Genomic DNA, 14505 nt, shown 5'->3' with positions numbered 1-14505 from the left:
GCACCTCGGTCGGCAACCATAGGAAACTCTTGACCGTTATCAAACCGAGACAAACGGTTCTACCCGTGCATGCTATGTACCCCTACCTCGAACCTGAACGGTCAGATCCCCATGGCCATGGTCATCGAGCCGTACCCGGGTACGTGTCCTTGGCAATTCCCTGGCAATGCCGATCCGCGCTCGGGATCAGCCCCGTACGAGCAGGGTCACGGCCTCGAGGTGCCCGGTCTGCGGGAACATGTCGAGCACCCGGGCCCGACGCAGCCGGAACGACGGCATGCGTGCCAGGTCCCTCGCCAGGGTCACCGGGTTGCAGCTCGAGTACACGACGTGCTGCACGTCCGACTCCTCGAGCCAGGTCGACAGCCGTTCGCCGATCCCGCGACGCGGCGGGTTCACGACGACGAGCTCGGGCACCGCGTCCGGACGGGCCCGGAGTGCGTGCTCGGTCGCGTCGTCGGCGGCGAACCGGAGGCCCTCGAGGCCGGCCTCACGAGCGGACTGCTCGGCGGAGCGGATCGCTTCGGCACTCGTCTCGATGCCGGTCACCACGCGGCCGGGGCGGGCTGCGTGCAGCGCGAACCCGCCGACGCCGCAGTACAGGTCCCACATCGACGCCGGGTCGAGCTCGTCGATCCAGGCGGTCGCCTGCGCGTACAGCTCGGTCGCGACACCGGTGTTCGTCTGGAAGAAGCTCTGCGGCCGCAGGTGCATCGTGATCCCGCCGAGCCGCATCGGCAGCGTCTCCTGGTCGGTCAGCACGATCTCGCGGTCGCCTTCGGTGACGGCCTTGTGCTCGGGCAGCAGGTTGACGGTCACCACGACCGCGTTCGGCAGCGCGGCGCGCAGGGCGTCGAGGTGCTGCCGGAGCCGTGGCAGCTGCCCCTCGGAGCGCAGCACGAAGCGGATCATCAGCTCGCCGTCGGGCGACTCGGTGACCAGCACGTACTTCAGCTCGCCCCGGCGCGCGGCGACGTCGTACGGGATCAGCCCCGCGGTCGAGACGAACTCGGCCAGCACGGGCAACGCGTGCCGGATGCCGGGCGTGCAGATCCCGCAGTGCCGCAGGTCCACCCCGCGCTGCCGGTGGTCGAGGATCCCGACGGTGGGGTGCTGGACGGATCCGCCCACGACCATCTTCGCCTTGTTCCGGTACCCGGACTCCGGGCTGGTGATCGCGGGCGACCAGGAGACTGCTCCGGGGCCCCCGGCAGCCTCGACCGCGTCGTGCAGGAGTTCGCGCGTGCGGAGTTCCTTGTCGAGGACCTGGTCGGCGTAGGGCTGGCCCATGAGCGTGCACGACCGGCACACCCCGCGGTCGAAGTAGTCGCACTGCATGGCCGAGTCAGGATACGGCAGCGTCCCGCGTCGTCGTGGCGATCCGGTACACCGACGTGGTCGCGGTCAGGAACAGCGTCGTGCCGTCGTCGCCGCCGAAGCACAGGTTCGACGTGACCTCCGGCACGGCGACCGCTCCGATCCGGGCCCCCTCGGGGTCGAACACGACGACGCCGTGGTGGGAGGACGACCAGACGTTGCCGTGCACGTCGACCCGGATGCCGTCCGGCGCACCCTCTCCGGGCTCGAGCCGCGCGAACACCCGGCCGTTCTTCAGCAGGTCGCCACGGCGGTCGTAGGCGCGGATGACCGGCTCGTCGCCCGACGAGCTCGCGATGTACAGCACCCGCTCGTCCGGGTCGAAGGCCAGGCCGTTCGGCTCGTCCAGGTCGGTCGCCACGGGCCGCAGGTCCTCGCCCGCCGGTCCGCACCGGAACACCCAGTGGTCGCCGTACTCGCGCACGCCCGGGTGCCCCTCACGCGGCTGGGTGATGCCGTAGGCCGGGTCGGTGAACCAGACGCCGCCGTCCCGCGCGACCACGACGTCGTTCGGGGAGTTGAACCGGCCCCCGTCCCACGCGTCCACGATCGGCGTGACGACGCCGTCGCGGTCACGCTCGACCCGACGCAGGCCGTGCGAGCACTGCACGACGCTGCCGTCCCGACCGAGCGTGCGGCCGTTGGTGAACTCGACACCGTCCGCGTACACCGAGGTCTCCCCCGAGTCCGCGTGCCACTGCAGGATCCGGTCGCCGGGGATGTCGGACCACCGCAGCGTGCGGGTCGACGGGATCCAGCAGGGCCCCTCGGCCCAGGTGCTGCCGGTGGCGATGCGCTCGAGCGCGTCGCGGTCCGGCACGAGGTCGTCGAACAGCACGGGTTCTCCTTCGAACGGGGTGCCCACCCTACTTTCGTCAGGCCGCGGCCGCCGCCTCGGTGCGTCGTCGCACGGCCTTCTCGATCGCGGAGATCGCCAGGCCGAGCAGGATCGACGCCACGACCGCGAGGGTCGTGACGAGGAAGGGCTGCTCGCGGCTCCAGCGCCCGGTGGCCGAGGCGATGCCGACGCAGTACGCCGCCCACACGACGTCGGCGAGCACGCAGCTGAGCAGGAACCGCCGGAGGTCGAGCCCGCTGTCCGCGCCGACCAGGTTCGTCGTCAACCGGCCCATCGGGATGAAGCGTCCGAGCACCGCGATGCGTCCGGGAGCAGCACGGTAGCGGCCGTCGATGGCGTCCCGGGCCGCACGGACCTTCGGCCGCGAGAACCACGACCTCGAGCCGAGGTCGACCGAACGCGCCAGGTGGTAGAGCCCGAGGTCGCCGAGGACCATGCCGATCGACGCCGCGACGACGAGGAACAGGACCGGCAGGAGACCGCCGTCACCGCCCACCAGGAGCGTGCCGATCGCGACGACGAGTGCCTGGCTGGGCAGGAAGACCGCGACGCTGCCCACGGCGAGCACGAGGCCGACCACGAAGAACGCCCACGGGGTGCCGACGAGCTGGACGACCAGGTCCTGTGCTGCGTCCACGACTCACCCTCCACGGGCGCCGGAGTGGCACACCGGGGTCCATCCTCGCAGGTCCGGGGGCTCCACTCACGTGCGGTCGACGATCGCCCGCATCGTCGAGGCCGCCTCGTCCGGGCGACCGTCGAGGACGGCATCGGCGAGTGCGAGGTGGAGGCCGACGTCGTGCCGGTCCGGGCGGACGCTCCCGCGTTCGCGCAGCACCTGGCCGACGACCTGGTGCAGTCGTCGGTACAGCGCGTTGCCGGACAGGTCGAGCACGAGCGCGTGGAACCGCACGTCCGCGGCCACGAAGTCGGGGCGGTCGTCGCGGGTCGCGGCGGCGGCGAGTTCGTCCGCGGTGGTGCGGAGGGCCTCCCGTCGGTCGGCGAACTCGTCGAGCGCCACCCGCCGGGCTGCTGCGGCAGCGGCGGCGGGCTCGACCGCCGCACGCAGCTCACGGAGCTCGACCGCCACGCGGTCGGCGTCCGGGCCCCGCAGACGCCACCGCACCACGCGCGGGTCGAGGACGTCCCACTCCCGCACGCCGAGCACGGTCACGCCGACCCGCTGCCGCGCGGTGAGCAGGCCGAGGGCGACGAGGACCCGGACGGCCTCGCGGACGATGCTGCGACTGGCACCGGTCCAGGCCACCAGGTCGTCGATGCTCCGGCGGCTGCCCACGGCGACGGCACCGGAGACGACGGCGGCACCGATCTGGTCGAGGACCCGTTCGAAGGTGCTCGTCACCGCTGCGAGACCGGCGACACCACGAGCTCGTCGATGCGCACGTGCGCGGGCACCCCGAGCACGAAGGCGACCGTCCGCCCGACGTCCTCCGGCTGGAGCATGCGCTGCCGGGCGGCCGCGTCGGGGACCTCCGGCCGCTGGTCGAGGAAGTCCGTCGCCACGTCTCCCGGGCACAGGTGCGTGGCACGCACGCCGTGCTCAGCCTCCTGCTGGTTCAGCGTGCGGACGACCGACGCGAGCGCGGACTTGCTCGCCGAGTACGCGACACCCGCCCCTGGCTGGAAGGACCACCCGGCGTACGAGGACACCACCACGACCACGCCGCCGGCCGTGCGGAGTGCCGGCAGCGCGGCGTCCACCAGCGTGACGACGGCGGTGAGGTTCGTGTCCACGATCGCGCGGAAGTCGGTGAGCGAGTGGTCGTCCCACCGGCGTCGCGGGGCGTTGAGCCCGGCCGCCAGCACGAGCCCGTCGAGCCGGCCGTGCCGCTCGAGCACGGCATCCCGCGCGGCGGTGACGGCGTCGGGATCGTTCGCGTCGAGGGGCAGGACGTCCGCGGTTCCCCCTGTGCCGCGGACGGTGCGCGCGACCTGCTCGAGCCGGTCGGCACGACGTCCGCTGAGCACCACGGTCCAGCCGTCCCGCGCCGCCGCCTCGGCGCTCGCGGCTCCCATGCCGCTGCCCCCACCCGTGACCCAGAGCACACGCTGATCCGTCATGCTCGAATAGTATGCCTATTGAAGCCACCGACGACGGGAGCAACGATGCACCTCGACCTGACCGACCGCGTGGTCGTCGTGACCGGCGCAGCGCGCGGGATCGGCCGCACCCTCGCCGACCGCTTCGTCAGCGAAGGGTGCCGCGTCGTCGCGCTCGACCTGGCCTTCGAGCAGGACTTCCCGCTCGACCACGTCGTGTGCAACGTCGCCGACCCGCAGTCGGTGCACGACGCCGTGGACGAGGTCGTCGGGCGGCACGGCACGATCGACGTGCTGGTCAACAACGCCGGCATCAACGTCACGGGCACGGTCGCCGAACTGGAGTGGGACGCCTGGCGACGCTGCATGGACGTCAACCTCGGCGGCACGTTCCTGATGAGCCAGGCCGTCGCTCCGGTGATGCAGGCGGCCGGGCGCGGTCGGATCATCAACGCCGCCTCGTTCGCCGCGATCGTGCCCAGTGTCGGGAGCGCGGCCTACGCGGCCTCGAAGGCCGCCGTCGTCTCGTTCACCCGGGTGCTCGCATCGGAGCTCGGGCCGTGGGGCATCACCGTCAACGCCTACGCGCCAGGCATGGTCCCGACGGCGATGAACGGCTTCGCGACCATGCCGGCCGAGGCCCAGGACCGCCTGCTCGACACGCTGTCGCTCCGCCGGTGGGAGACGCCGGACGACGTCGCCGACCTGCTCGTCTTCGTGGCGAGCGATGCCTCCGGGTACATCACCGGCACCCTGCTCGACGTCTCCGGCGGCAAGCTCGCGACGCAGATCCCGGCACGCGCGCACGGCCGGACCTGAGCAGACTGCTGTCCGACCGCACAGGTTCTCCACATGGCCTCCTCCGTAGGCTGTGAGGGCCCAGTGAGCCGGACTGCAGCCCGACCCCGAGGAGGTGCCCGATGGTCCTCGTCCTCGTCGCGTTCGCGATCGTCGCCCTGATCGTCCCCGCCCTGACCCCCGTCCTCGGCCGCCGCGTGTTCTACGTCGCGGCCCTCGCCCCCGCCGCGGCGGCGGTGCTGACGATCGCCCAGACCGACGCCGCCCTGCACGGCAGCGTCGTCGAACGGCACCGGTGGGTCCCCCAGCTCGACCTCGACGTCACGCTGCGGATGGACGCCCTGTCGTGGGTGCTCGCGCTCGTGGTGTCGATCGTCGGGGCCCTCGTGCTCGTCTACTGCGCCTCGTACTTCGGGCGCGACGAACCGGGGATCGGCCGGTTCGCGGGCGTGCTGACCGCGTTCGCCGGGTCGATGTTCGGGCTCGTCCTCGCCGACGACGTCATCGTGCTCTTCGTCCTGTGGGAGGCCACCACGGTCTTCTCCTACCTGCTCATCGGACACGACGCCGACAAGCGTGCGAGCCGTGCGGCCGCGATGCAGGCCCTCGTCGTCACCACCGCCGGCGGTCTGGCGATGCTCGCCGGTCTGGTCATGCTGTCGGTCGCGGCGGGCACGACCTCGCTCTCCGGCATCATCGCCGCCCCGCCGACCGGGCCGATCGTCACCGTCTCGGTGGTCCTCGTCCTGCTCGGCGCGCTGACGAAGTCGGCGATCGTGCCGTTCCACTTCTGGCTCCCCGCCGCGATGGCCGCACCCACCCCGGTCAGCGCGTACCTGCACGCCGCAGCGATGGTGAAGGCCGGCATCTACCTCGTGGCCCGGCTCGCCCCGGCGTTCGCACTGCTCGACGGCTGGCGCGAGACGATCACCGTGCTCGGTGTCCTCGGGATGCTCATCGGTGGCTACCGGGCGCTGCGGCAGACCGACCTCAAGCTCCTGCTCGCCTACGGCACCGTCGCGCAGCTCGGGTTCCTGGTGCTCGCCGCCGGGTGGGGCGCGCCCGCCGTGGCGCTCGGCGGGGTCGCCCTGCTCGTGGCGCACGCCGCGTTCAAGTCCACGCTCTTCCTGGTGGTCGGTGCGATCGACCACACCACCGGCACCCGCGACCTCGGGCGCCTGAGCGGCCTCGGCCGGAAGGCACCGTGGCTGGCCGTCGTGGCCGCACTCGCGCTCGTGTCGATGGCCGGCATCCCGCCGACGATCGGCTTCGTCGCGAAGGAAGCCGTGCTGACCGGCTTCACCGAGTCGCTGCACGGTCCCGACGCCGGCTGGGCCTGGTTCGCCCTCGTCGGAGTGACACTCGGCTCGGTGCTCACCGTGGCCTACTCGCTCCGCTTCTTCTGGGGAGCGTTCGCCCGCAAGCCCGACGTCGCCCAGACGGAACCGCACGCCCTGCACGGCCTGGGTGTGGTGCCGTCGATCCTGGCACTGACCGGTGTGGCCCTCGGCCTGCTGACCCCGGTCGTCGCGCACGGCATCGAGCCCGCGGCGACGGTGGCCTCGCTCCCCGGCGAGGAAGTCCCCCACCTCGCACTCTGGCACGGCCTCGAACCGGCGCTCGGCATCTCGGCCGTCACCCTGGTCGGCGGTCTCGCGCTGTTCGCCCTCCGACGTCCGGTCGAGGCACTCCAGCACCAGCTCACCGGGTTCCCGAGCGCCGCGGGCACGTACCGGCACGGCATGCGACTGCTCGACCGCGGAGCGACCGGACTCACCGCGAGCCTGCAGCGCGGCTCGCTCCCCTACTACCTGACGGTGATCCTGTCGGTGTTCGTCGCCGGGGCGCTCGCCAACCTCGTGCTCGGCGGGCCGTGGGAGTTCCACGTCCGGTTCGCCGACTCGTGGGGCCAGATCCCGGTGATGATCGTGATGTCGATCGCCGGCATCGCGGTGCTCACGGCGAAGACCCGGTTCGCCGCCGCGGTGCTGGTCGGCGTCACGGGCTACGGCCTCTCGGTGCTGTTCGTCCTGCACGGCGCCGTCGACCTCGCCCTGACGCAGCTCGTGGTCGAGACGGTCACCCTGATCGCGTTCGTCCTGGTCCTCCGACGGCTGCCCCCGCGCATCGCCACGACCAACCCGTCGCGGTTCCGGGTCGTGCGGGCACTCTTCGCCGGTCTGGCGGGGCTGACACTGGCGATCGTCGTCGTGGTGGCCGCCTCCGCCCGCACGGCACGCCCCCTCTGGCCCGACCTGCCCGCGCTGACGAGCTCGTTCGGGCACGGTCTGAACGTCGTGAACGTCGCCCTCGTCGACCTGCGCGGCTGGGACACCCTCGGTGAGCTCACCGTCGTGGTCGCCGCGGCCACCGGCGTCGCGAGCCTGATCTTCGTGAACTCGCGCGAGGACACGTTGCCCCGGCTGCGGGACCTGCCGGAGACCCTGACCGCGAACGGCGAGCGCACCGACGGTGAGCCCCGCGCCTGGCTGCCGACGAGCGCCGCGATCCCGACCGGCCGCTCCGCCCTGCTCGACGTGGTCGTCCGACTGCTGTTCCACGGCCTGATCGTGCTGTCGCTCTACCTGCTGTTCGCCGGCCACAACTCGGCCGGCGGCGGGTTCGCCGGCGGTCTGGTCGCCGGCATCGCCCTCGCGGCCCGCTACCTGGCCGGCGGTCCCGCCGAACTCGGCGCCGCGGCCCCGGTGCGCGCCGGTCGCCTGCTCGGTCTGGGGGTCGCGACGGCCGCCGTCACGGCGATCGTGCCGCTGTTCTTCGGTCGCGACGCCCTGTACTCCGAGTTCTTCGAGGCCACCGTCCCGATCCTCGGACACGTCGAGTTCGTCACCGCCACGTTCTTCGACATCGGCGTGTACCTGGTCGTCGTCGGCCTGGTGCTCGACGTCCTCCGCAGCCTCGGCGCCGAGGTCGACCGGCAGCGCCTCGAGGACGCCTCGACCCCGACCCGCGACACCACCGAGGGGCCCGTCAGCGACGCCCTCGATGCCCCCACCCCGGAAGGGAGCGCCACATGACCGTCACCCTCGTCCTCGTGATCGCCATGGCGGTGCTGTTCTCGTGCGGCGTCTACCTGCTGCTCGAACGCTCCCTGACCCGGATGCTCCTCGGCTTCCTGCTGCTCGGCAACTCGCTCAACCTGCTGCTGCTGGTGATGTCCGGCGCCGCGGGCGACCCGCCGATCGGCGAGAGCGCCGAGGGCATCACCGACCCGCTCCCCCAGGCGTTCGCGCTGACCGCGATCGTGATCACCTTCGCCGTGAGCGCGTTCCTGCTGGCCCTGATCCACCGGTCGTGGCAGCTGTCCCGCGCCGACGAGGTCGAGGTCGACGAGGCCGACGCCGCCATCGGCCGTGACCGCGACGAGCCGGCCGACGAGGACCCGGAGACCACCACCGACGCAGAACAGGAGGCGACCCGATGACCTGGCTCGTCCCGCTCCTCGTCCTCGTCCCGCTGCTCGGTGCCGCGGTCGCGCTCGGACTCCTCCGGCACCAGAAACTCCAGCGTGCGATCACCGTCGTGGTGCTCGTCGTGGCCCTGGCCGTCGCCGCCACGCTCATGGTCCTGGTCGACCGGCACGGCACGATCGTGGTGCAGGTCGGCGGCTGGGACGCCCCGTACGGCATCTCGCTCGTCGTCGACCGGCTGAGCGCCCTGCTGCTCACCGTCAGTGCGAGCGTCCTGCTGCTCGTCCTGCTGTTCTCGATCGGCCAGGGTCTGGCCGCCGACGACGAGGACGCCCCGGTCACGATCTTCTACCCGACGTACCTGGTGCTCGCCGCCGGCGTGCTCGACTCGTTCATCGCGGGCGACCTGTTCAACCTGTACGTCGCGTTCGAGATGCTGCTGGTGGCGAGCTACGTGCTCATCACGCTGGGCGGCAGCGAACAGCGCGTCCGCGCCGGCACGACGTACATCGTCACGAGCCTGATCGCGTCGGCGATCTTCCTCGCCGCCATCGGTCTGGTCTACGGCGCCACCGGCACGGTGAACATCGCCCAGATCAGCGAGCGCGTCGCCGACCTGCCGGAGCACGTCCAGCTGCTCCTGCACACGATGCTGCTGATCGGGTTCGGCATCAAGGCGGCCGTGTTCCCGCTGGCGTTCTGGCTGCCGGACTCGTACCCGACGGCCCCGGCGCCGGTCACCGCGGTCTTCGCGGGCCTGCTGACCAAGGTCGGCATCTACGCGATCATCCGGCTCGAGACGGTGATCTTCCCGCGACCACAGCTCAACGAGGTGCTGCTCGTCGTCGCCGCACTGACGATGGTGGTCGGGGTGCTCGGCGCGGTGTCGCAGACCGACGTGAAACGGCTGCTGTCCTTCACGCTGATCAGCCACATCGGCTTCATGGTGATGGGCGTCGGCCTCGGCACCGTCGCGGGCACGGCGGCCGCGGTGTTCTACACGGTGCACCACATCGTCGTGCAGACCACGCTGTTCCTGGTGTCCGGCCTGATGGAACGCGTCGGCGGGACGACCTCGACCCGGTCGCTCGGCGGACTGCTGAAGGCCGCACCGCTGCTGGCCGCCCTGTACCTGATCCCCGCGTTCAACCTGGGCGGGATCCCGCCGTTCTCCGGCTTCATCGGCAAGCTCGGTCTGTTCCGCGCCGCCGCCGAGGACGGTTCCCCGATGGCGTACGTCACCATCGGCGCCGGCGTGGTCACCTCGCTGCTCACCCTGTACGCGCTCATGCGGGTCTGGGACGCCGCATTCTGGCGGCCGAAGCCGGCGGCCGAGGCCGCCGCCCCGCACGCGACGAGCGCGGAACCGCACGCCCACCTGCGGTCGCCGGAACCGGCTCCCCTCACCGTCTCCGAGGAGACGGGCGAGGCCTACCACCCGGGAGGCTCGGTGACGGTCACCGACGCACCGCACGCAGCCACCGCCTCCAGTCCGACCACCGGCGCGACCGAGGCGGTCGGCGAGGCTCCCGAGAAGGTGCGCCTGCCGCGCATGCTCGTCGGTGTGACGACGATCGCGGTGCTCGGGTCCGTCGCGCTGACCGTCGTCGCCGGCCCGCTCTACGGCTACGCGACCCGCGCAGCGGAGTCGCTGGAGTCGCCCGACCGCTACGTGCAGGCCGTGCTCGGAGGTGAGCGATGACCGACGTCCGCCGCATCTCCAACGCCAGGCGGATCGCGCTGGCGTGGCGCTACGACGTGCCCCTCGTCGCGGGGCTCACCGTGCTCTGGGCGCTGCTCTGGGGGTCGTGGACCCCACTGACGCTGCTGTGCGGCATCGTCGTGGCGCTCCTCGTCACCCAGGCGCTGCCGCTCCCGCCGGTCCCGCTGTCCGCACGGTTCTCGATCGTGCACGTGCTGCGGTTCCTGGTGGTGTGGTCCGGGCTCGTCGTCGTGGCGTCCTTCCGGGTCGCATGGGTCGCGTTCCGTCCCCGCGGTGTGCGGCGCAGCTCGATCACGCTCGTGCAGCTGCACTCCACGTCCGAGATGACCTTCACGCTGGCCACCCTCGCGATCTCGCTCGTGCCCGGCTCGTACGTCGCCGACGTGGACCTGCGGCGTCGTCGCCTGCTGCTCCACGTGCTCGACACCGAGCGCCTCGAGCAGGTCGACGACGAACGCCGCGTCGCACTCCGGATCGAGGCCATGGTCATCCGCGCACTGGGATCCAAGCAGGACGTCTCCGAACTGTCCGAGCCGCTGCCGGAGGTGAACCGGTGAGCCCCGCCGTCGTCGTGATGGGCATCGCCGTCGCGCTCGTGCTCGCGCTCCTCGGGGCGACGTTCGCCCTCGCGGTGTTCCGGATCGTGCGCGGGCCGACCATCCTCGACCGCATGATCGGCTCCGACATGGTGCTGACCACGGTGCTCGTGGTGATCGCGGCCGCGATGGTCATCCGCCAGGACCTGACCGGCCTCCCCGTGCTCGTGGTGATCTCGGCGACGAGCGTCTTCGCCACGGTCGCCGTGGCCCGGGCCGTCACGCCCTCGGCGGACCCGTCCGACGAGGGGCTGACCGTCACCACCCCCGAGCGCGCCGAGGAGGACCAGTCGTGATCGAGATCATCGAGTCGTTCGTCGACGACGCCGGCATCCGGGCCTGGATCGCCATCGGGCTGCTGCTCGTCGGGTCGCTGCTGTCGCTCGGTGCCGGGGTCGGCATCGTCCGGTTCCCGGACCCGCTCGTCCGTCTGCACGCGATGGCGAAGCCGCAGGTGCTCGGGCTCGCACTCGCGCTGGCCGCCGTCGTCGTCGCGGTGTGGACGTGGACGGCGTTCTGGGTCGTCCTGCCCGTCATGGTGTTCCAGCTGTTCCTGGTGCCGGTGTCGACGCACATGATCGCCCGCGCCGGCCTGCGCGCCGACGACTACCGGCACGAGGACCTGCTCGTCGACGACACGGAGTCCTGACGCACCGATCTGCCGGAGCGGAGGCCCGTGGCGGCGTCGCCACGGGCCTCCGCTCCGTCAGGCGCTCACGTTCGCGGTCAGGCGGTCGCGACCCGACGCGGGAGCAGCAGGTTGAGGACCGCAGCGACCACGACGATCGCGGCGGAGGCCGCCGGGAGCAGCATCGCTGCGGCGGTGCCGTGGTGCTCGGCGACGTCACCGGTGATGGCGCAGGCGATCGACTGGCCGACGATGACGGCGGACCCGAGGATCGTCATGGTGGTGGCGGAGCGGCCGACGGGTGACCGGTCCGAGCCGAGGCTGTACTGGGCGACCAGGGTGGGTCCGATCCCGATGCCCATGACCGCGAGGACGACGCCCGCGGCGACGACGGAGTCGGCGCTGGCGAACGCGATCGCACCGGCGAGGAGCACGACGCCGAAGACGAGCCAGCGCCAGCCGAGGCCGAAGGCCCGGGGGAACGCCGCCGACCCGAGTGCCAACCCGGCGGACCCGATGCCCATCAGGCCGTAGAGCAGGCCGGCCTGCGAGGCCTCGCCGTGGGTCTCCATGAACGCCGTCAGCGAGGTGAGCGTCGAGCCGAAGAACAGCCCGATGCCGAGGATGCCGACGACCACGACGACGAGCCGCGGGCGCAGGAGCTGCCGCGCGGGTGCCTGCGTCGACTCCGTGTGCTGGCCGACCACGAGCTTGCCGGTCGGGTGCAGCGCGAACGCCGTCACGAACACGAACGTCAGGACCGAGGCGCCGGCGACGGCCACCCACGGGGCGATCGCGCTGGCGAGGATGCCGACCAGGAACGGGCCGATGATGAACACGGTCTCGTCGGCGGCGGACTCGTAGGCCATGGTGCCGCTGAGGGTCTTCTCGCGTCGCGCCGGGGCCATCCGCTGCCGGATGATCGCGACGAGCCGCGTGCGGGACATCGGGGCGACCTGCGGTGCCGAGGCGCCGATGCAGAACGCGACCGCGAGGACGGCGAGGTCGGGCGCGGTGCCGCTGACGACGAACGGGAAGAGCCCGAGCAGCGCCGCGTTCACCAGGCCGACGGGGACGAGCACCGCGCGCTGGCCGAAGCGGTCCGCCGCGGCGCCGACCATCGGGCCGAAGATCGCGGAGCCGATGCCGACGGCGGCGGAGTTGATGCCGCCGAGGGCGACGGAGTCACGGGCGGCGACGACCAGGGTCAGGACGCCGACCACCATCATCGCGAACGGGAGCCGGGCGACGAACGCCACGGGGAAGTACCAGCGTCCGGCGAGGGAGACGAGCGAGCGGTCCGGAGCGGGCGGGGCGTCGCCGGTGGCGGGGGTGTCGCCGGTGGAACGGGTCTGGAGCATTGGGGTGTGCCTTCTCGGCCCGCCCGGTTCGGTGGCGGCGGACCCATCGGGTGCCGCCGTTGTCCGCCGGGGAGCCGGCGGCCGGTAGATACACACTGCGTGTTGTCGAACGCTGTCGATGGTACCAATCGGCCGCCGCGGCCCGGAGGACTTCGCTCCTGGCGCCGTCCCGCCGGCCAGCCGCGGTGCGGTCGCAGACCGTCGCCTGCGGCGCCGCCAGCCGACAGTTCGTGACCGGACGGCACTCGACCCGCGACGTGTCGTGACCGGCCGACGCGGGCCGGCCACGCGACGCGACGTGACCGGACGACGGACGGGAGGCGCGTGGCGGGGTGCCCCGCGCCTCCCGGCCGCCGCGCCGCGCGTCCAGGGCCCCGCACCGGTCACGACACCCCGCCCGCCGTCCGCGGTGCGGTCACAGACCGTCGCCTGCGGCGCCGCCAGCCGACAGTTCGTGACCGGTCGGCACGCGACCCGCGACGTGTCGTGACCGGCCGGCGGGATCCGCCGAGCGACGAGATGCGACCGGCCGAGGGACTGCTGCGGCGTGGCGCTCGGGTCAGGAGACCTCGCCCGCGCGGGCTCCCGCCCACAGGTCAACGTCGGTGATGCCGACGGAGTGCTCGTCGATGACGCGGAGCTCCTCGTCGGTGAACGAGGTGTTCGACAGCGCGGCGACGTTGTCCTCGAGCTGCGACACCCGCGAGGCGCCGATCACGAGCGAGGTCACCCGCTCGTCACGGAGCGCCCAGGCGAGGGCGAGCTGCGCGAGGGACTGTCCGCGTGCGGCCGCGACGTCGTTCAGGGCACTGAGGTGCTCGACGACCTCGGGCGTGATGCTCGACGCGTCGAGGGACTTGCCTGCTGCCGCGCGGGAGTCCTCGGGCACACCGTCCAGGTACTTGCCGGTCAGCAGCCCCTGCGCCAGCGCGGTGAAGCCGATGACGCCGAAGCCGAGCTCGCCGGCGGCGTCGAGCAGCCCCTCGGTCTCGATCCAGCGGTTGAGCATCGAGTACGAGGGCTGGTGGATGAGGAGCGGCGTGCCGAGGTCGCGGAGGATCTCGGCCGCCTGCCGGCTGCGCTCGGCGTCGTACGACGAGATCCCGACGTACAGCGCCTTGCCCTGCTGGACCGCGGTGTGCAGGGCGCCCATCGTCTCCTCGAGCGGGGTCGAGGCGTCGAGACGGTGCGAGTAGAAGACGTCGACGTAGTCCAGGCCCGTGCGCTGCAGCGACTGGTCGAGCGAGGCGAGCACGTACTTGCGTGAGCCACCGCCCTGCCCGTACGGCCCCGGCCACATGTCCCAGCCGGCCTTCGTCGAGACGACCATCTCGTCGCGGTAGGGCCGGAAGTCCTCGCGCATCAGGCGGCCGAAGTTCACCTCGGCGGCACCGTACGGCGGGCCGTAGTTGTTCGCGAGGTCGTGGTGGGTGATCCCGAGGTCGAATGCCCGGCGGCTGATGGCACGCTGGTTCTCGAAGGGCATGTCGTCCCCGAAGTTGTGCCAGTACCCCAGGGAGAGCAGCGGCAGGTCGAGGCCCGAGCGGCCGGTCCGGCGGTACGTCATCGAGTCGTAGCGGTCGTCACTGGCGATGTAGGTCATGGGACGAGCCTGGCACTCCATCGGGGCCGGGCCTCGCACGCTTCGCTTCGCGGACCCATGATGGGTGCACG

14 protein-coding genes are annotated in these 14505 nt (G+C 72.1%); 7 read left to right on the top strand and 7 right to left on the bottom strand.

Features of this window, described 5'->3' with window-relative positions; all coding sequences use genetic code 11:
• Positions 1–186: 186 nt before the first annotated feature.
• The 5 genes from rlmC to FFG40_RS04330 all read right to left on the bottom strand — a co-directional run bounded on the left by rlmC (position 187) and on the right by FFG40_RS04330 (position 4318).
• Entirely contained in the window at positions 187–1338 is a 1152-nt protein-coding gene (gene rlmC, locus FFG40_RS04350) for a 23S rRNA (uracil(747)-C(5))-methyltransferase RlmC (RefSeq protein WP_138802364.1), read from the bottom strand.
• Positions 1339–1345: 7 nt separating this feature from the next.
• A complete protein-coding gene (locus tag FFG40_RS04345) occupies positions 1346–2212 on the bottom strand; it encodes an SMP-30/gluconolactonase/LRE family protein (RefSeq protein ID WP_395876589.1) in 867 nt (288 codons plus the stop codon).
• A 40-nt stretch (positions 2213–2252) separates the two neighbouring features.
• Positions 2253–2873, bottom strand: coding sequence for a DedA family protein (locus FFG40_RS04340; protein ID WP_027467187.1), 621 nt, complete (start codon positions 2871–2873; stop codon positions 2253–2255).
• Positions 2874–2939: 66 nt separating this feature from the next.
• Positions 2940–3599: a FadR/GntR family transcriptional regulator gene (locus FFG40_RS04335; RefSeq protein WP_138802363.1), complete on the bottom strand. Its 660-nt coding sequence runs from the start codon at positions 3597–3599 to the stop codon at positions 2940–2942.
• Positions 3596–4318 carry an SDR family oxidoreductase gene (locus FFG40_RS04330; RefSeq protein WP_260678787.1) on the bottom strand — a complete coding sequence of 241 codons (723 nt, stop codon included), beginning with the start codon at positions 4316–4318 and terminating at the stop codon, positions 3596–3598. The genes FFG40_RS04335 and FFG40_RS04330 overlap by 4 nt, the downstream gene beginning before the upstream one ends.
• A 45-nt stretch (positions 4319–4363) precedes the next feature.
• Here FFG40_RS04330 and FFG40_RS04325 point away from each other — a divergent pair, with 45 nt between their 5' ends.
• The 7 genes from FFG40_RS04325 to mnhG all read left to right on the top strand — a co-directional run bounded on the left by FFG40_RS04325 (position 4364) and on the right by mnhG (position 11491).
• Positions 4364–5116 (top strand): SDR family NAD(P)-dependent oxidoreductase, encoded by a 753-nt coding sequence (locus tag FFG40_RS04325; RefSeq protein WP_138802362.1) that lies wholly within the window; start codon positions 4364–4366, stop codon positions 5114–5116.
• Positions 5117–5217: 101 nt separating this feature from the next.
• On the top strand, positions 5218–8130 hold the full coding sequence (locus tag FFG40_RS04320) for a Na+/H+ antiporter subunit A (protein WP_138802361.1): 2913 nt from the start codon (positions 5218–5220) through the stop codon (positions 8128–8130).
• On the top strand, positions 8127–8537 hold the full coding sequence (locus FFG40_RS04315) for a Na(+)/H(+) antiporter subunit C (RefSeq protein ID WP_138802360.1): 411 nt from the start codon (positions 8127–8129) through the stop codon (positions 8535–8537). Before FFG40_RS04320 ends, FFG40_RS04315 begins: the two co-directional genes overlap by 4 nt.
• Complete coding sequence (locus FFG40_RS04310; RefSeq protein ID WP_027467192.1) at positions 8534–10225, top strand: Na+/H+ antiporter subunit D; 1692 nt, start codon at positions 8534–8536, stop codon at positions 10223–10225. The genes FFG40_RS04315 and FFG40_RS04310 overlap by 4 nt, the downstream gene beginning before the upstream one ends.
• The gene (locus FFG40_RS04305) at positions 10222–10803 is read left to right on the top strand and encodes a Na+/H+ antiporter subunit E (RefSeq protein ID WP_138802359.1); all 582 of its coding nucleotides are present in this window, start codon (positions 10222–10224) and stop codon (positions 10801–10803) included. The genes FFG40_RS04310 and FFG40_RS04305 overlap by 4 nt, the downstream gene beginning before the upstream one ends.
• Entirely contained in the window at positions 10800–11138 is a 339-nt protein-coding gene (locus FFG40_RS04300) for a sodium:proton antiporter (protein WP_138802358.1), read from the top strand. Before FFG40_RS04305 ends, FFG40_RS04300 begins: the two co-directional genes overlap by 4 nt.
• On the top strand, positions 11135–11491 hold the full coding sequence (gene mnhG / locus FFG40_RS04295) for a monovalent cation/H(+) antiporter subunit G (RefSeq protein ID WP_138802357.1): 357 nt from the start codon (positions 11135–11137) through the stop codon (positions 11489–11491). The genes FFG40_RS04300 and mnhG overlap by 4 nt, the downstream gene beginning before the upstream one ends.
• A 77-nt stretch (positions 11492–11568) precedes the next feature.
• Here mnhG and FFG40_RS04290 read toward each other — a convergent pair whose 3' ends face one another.
• Together FFG40_RS04290 and mgrA are read right to left on the bottom strand one after the other, a co-directional pair.
• A complete protein-coding gene (locus tag FFG40_RS04290) occupies positions 11569–12831 on the bottom strand; it encodes an MFS transporter (protein ID WP_138802356.1) in 1263 nt (420 codons plus the stop codon).
• Positions 12832–13390: 559 nt separating this feature from the next.
• Positions 13391–14434, bottom strand: coding sequence for an L-glyceraldehyde 3-phosphate reductase (gene mgrA / locus FFG40_RS04285; protein WP_138802355.1), 1044 nt, complete (start codon positions 14432–14434; stop codon positions 13391–13393).
• Positions 14435–14505: the final 71 nt, after the last annotated feature.

This window comes from Curtobacterium sp. KBS0715 (genome assembly GCF_005938005.2).
GTDB lineage: Bacteria > Actinomycetota > Actinomycetes > Actinomycetales > Microbacteriaceae > Curtobacterium > Curtobacterium flaccumfaciens.
Note: the sequence above shows the minus strand (reverse complement) of the source record. Positions and strands in the feature narration are given on the sequence as shown.

Bases quoted from the DNA above. Each gene is read 5' to 3' on its own strand.
- rlmC (WP_138802364.1), bottom strand. From the start codon at position 1,338: ATGCAGTGCGACTACTTCGACCGCGGGGTGTGCCGGTCGTGCACGCTC.
- FFG40_RS04330 (WP_260678787.1), bottom strand. From the start codon at position 4,318: ATGACGGATCAGCGTGTGCTCTGGGTCACGGGTGGGGGCAGCGGCATG.
- FFG40_RS04325 (WP_138802362.1), top strand. From the start codon at position 4,364: ATGCACCTCGACCTGACCGACCGCGTGGTCGTCGTGACCGGCGCAGCG.
- FFG40_RS04320 (WP_138802361.1), top strand. From the start codon at position 5,218: ATGGTCCTCGTCCTCGTCGCGTTCGCGATCGTCGCCCTGATCGTCCCC.
- FFG40_RS04315 (WP_138802360.1), top strand. From the start codon at position 8,127: ATGACCGTCACCCTCGTCCTCGTGATCGCCATGGCGGTGCTGTTCTCG.
- FFG40_RS04310 (WP_027467192.1), top strand. From the start codon at position 8,534: ATGACCTGGCTCGTCCCGCTCCTCGTCCTCGTCCCGCTGCTCGGTGCC.
- FFG40_RS04305 (WP_138802359.1), top strand. From the start codon at position 10,222: ATGACCGACGTCCGCCGCATCTCCAACGCCAGGCGGATCGCGCTGGCG.
- FFG40_RS04290 (WP_138802356.1), bottom strand. From the start codon at position 12,831: ATGCTCCAGACCCGTTCCACCGGCGACACCCCCGCCACCGGCGACGCC.
- mgrA (WP_138802355.1), bottom strand. From the start codon at position 14,434: ATGACCTACATCGCCAGTGACGACCGCTACGACTCGATGACGTACCGC.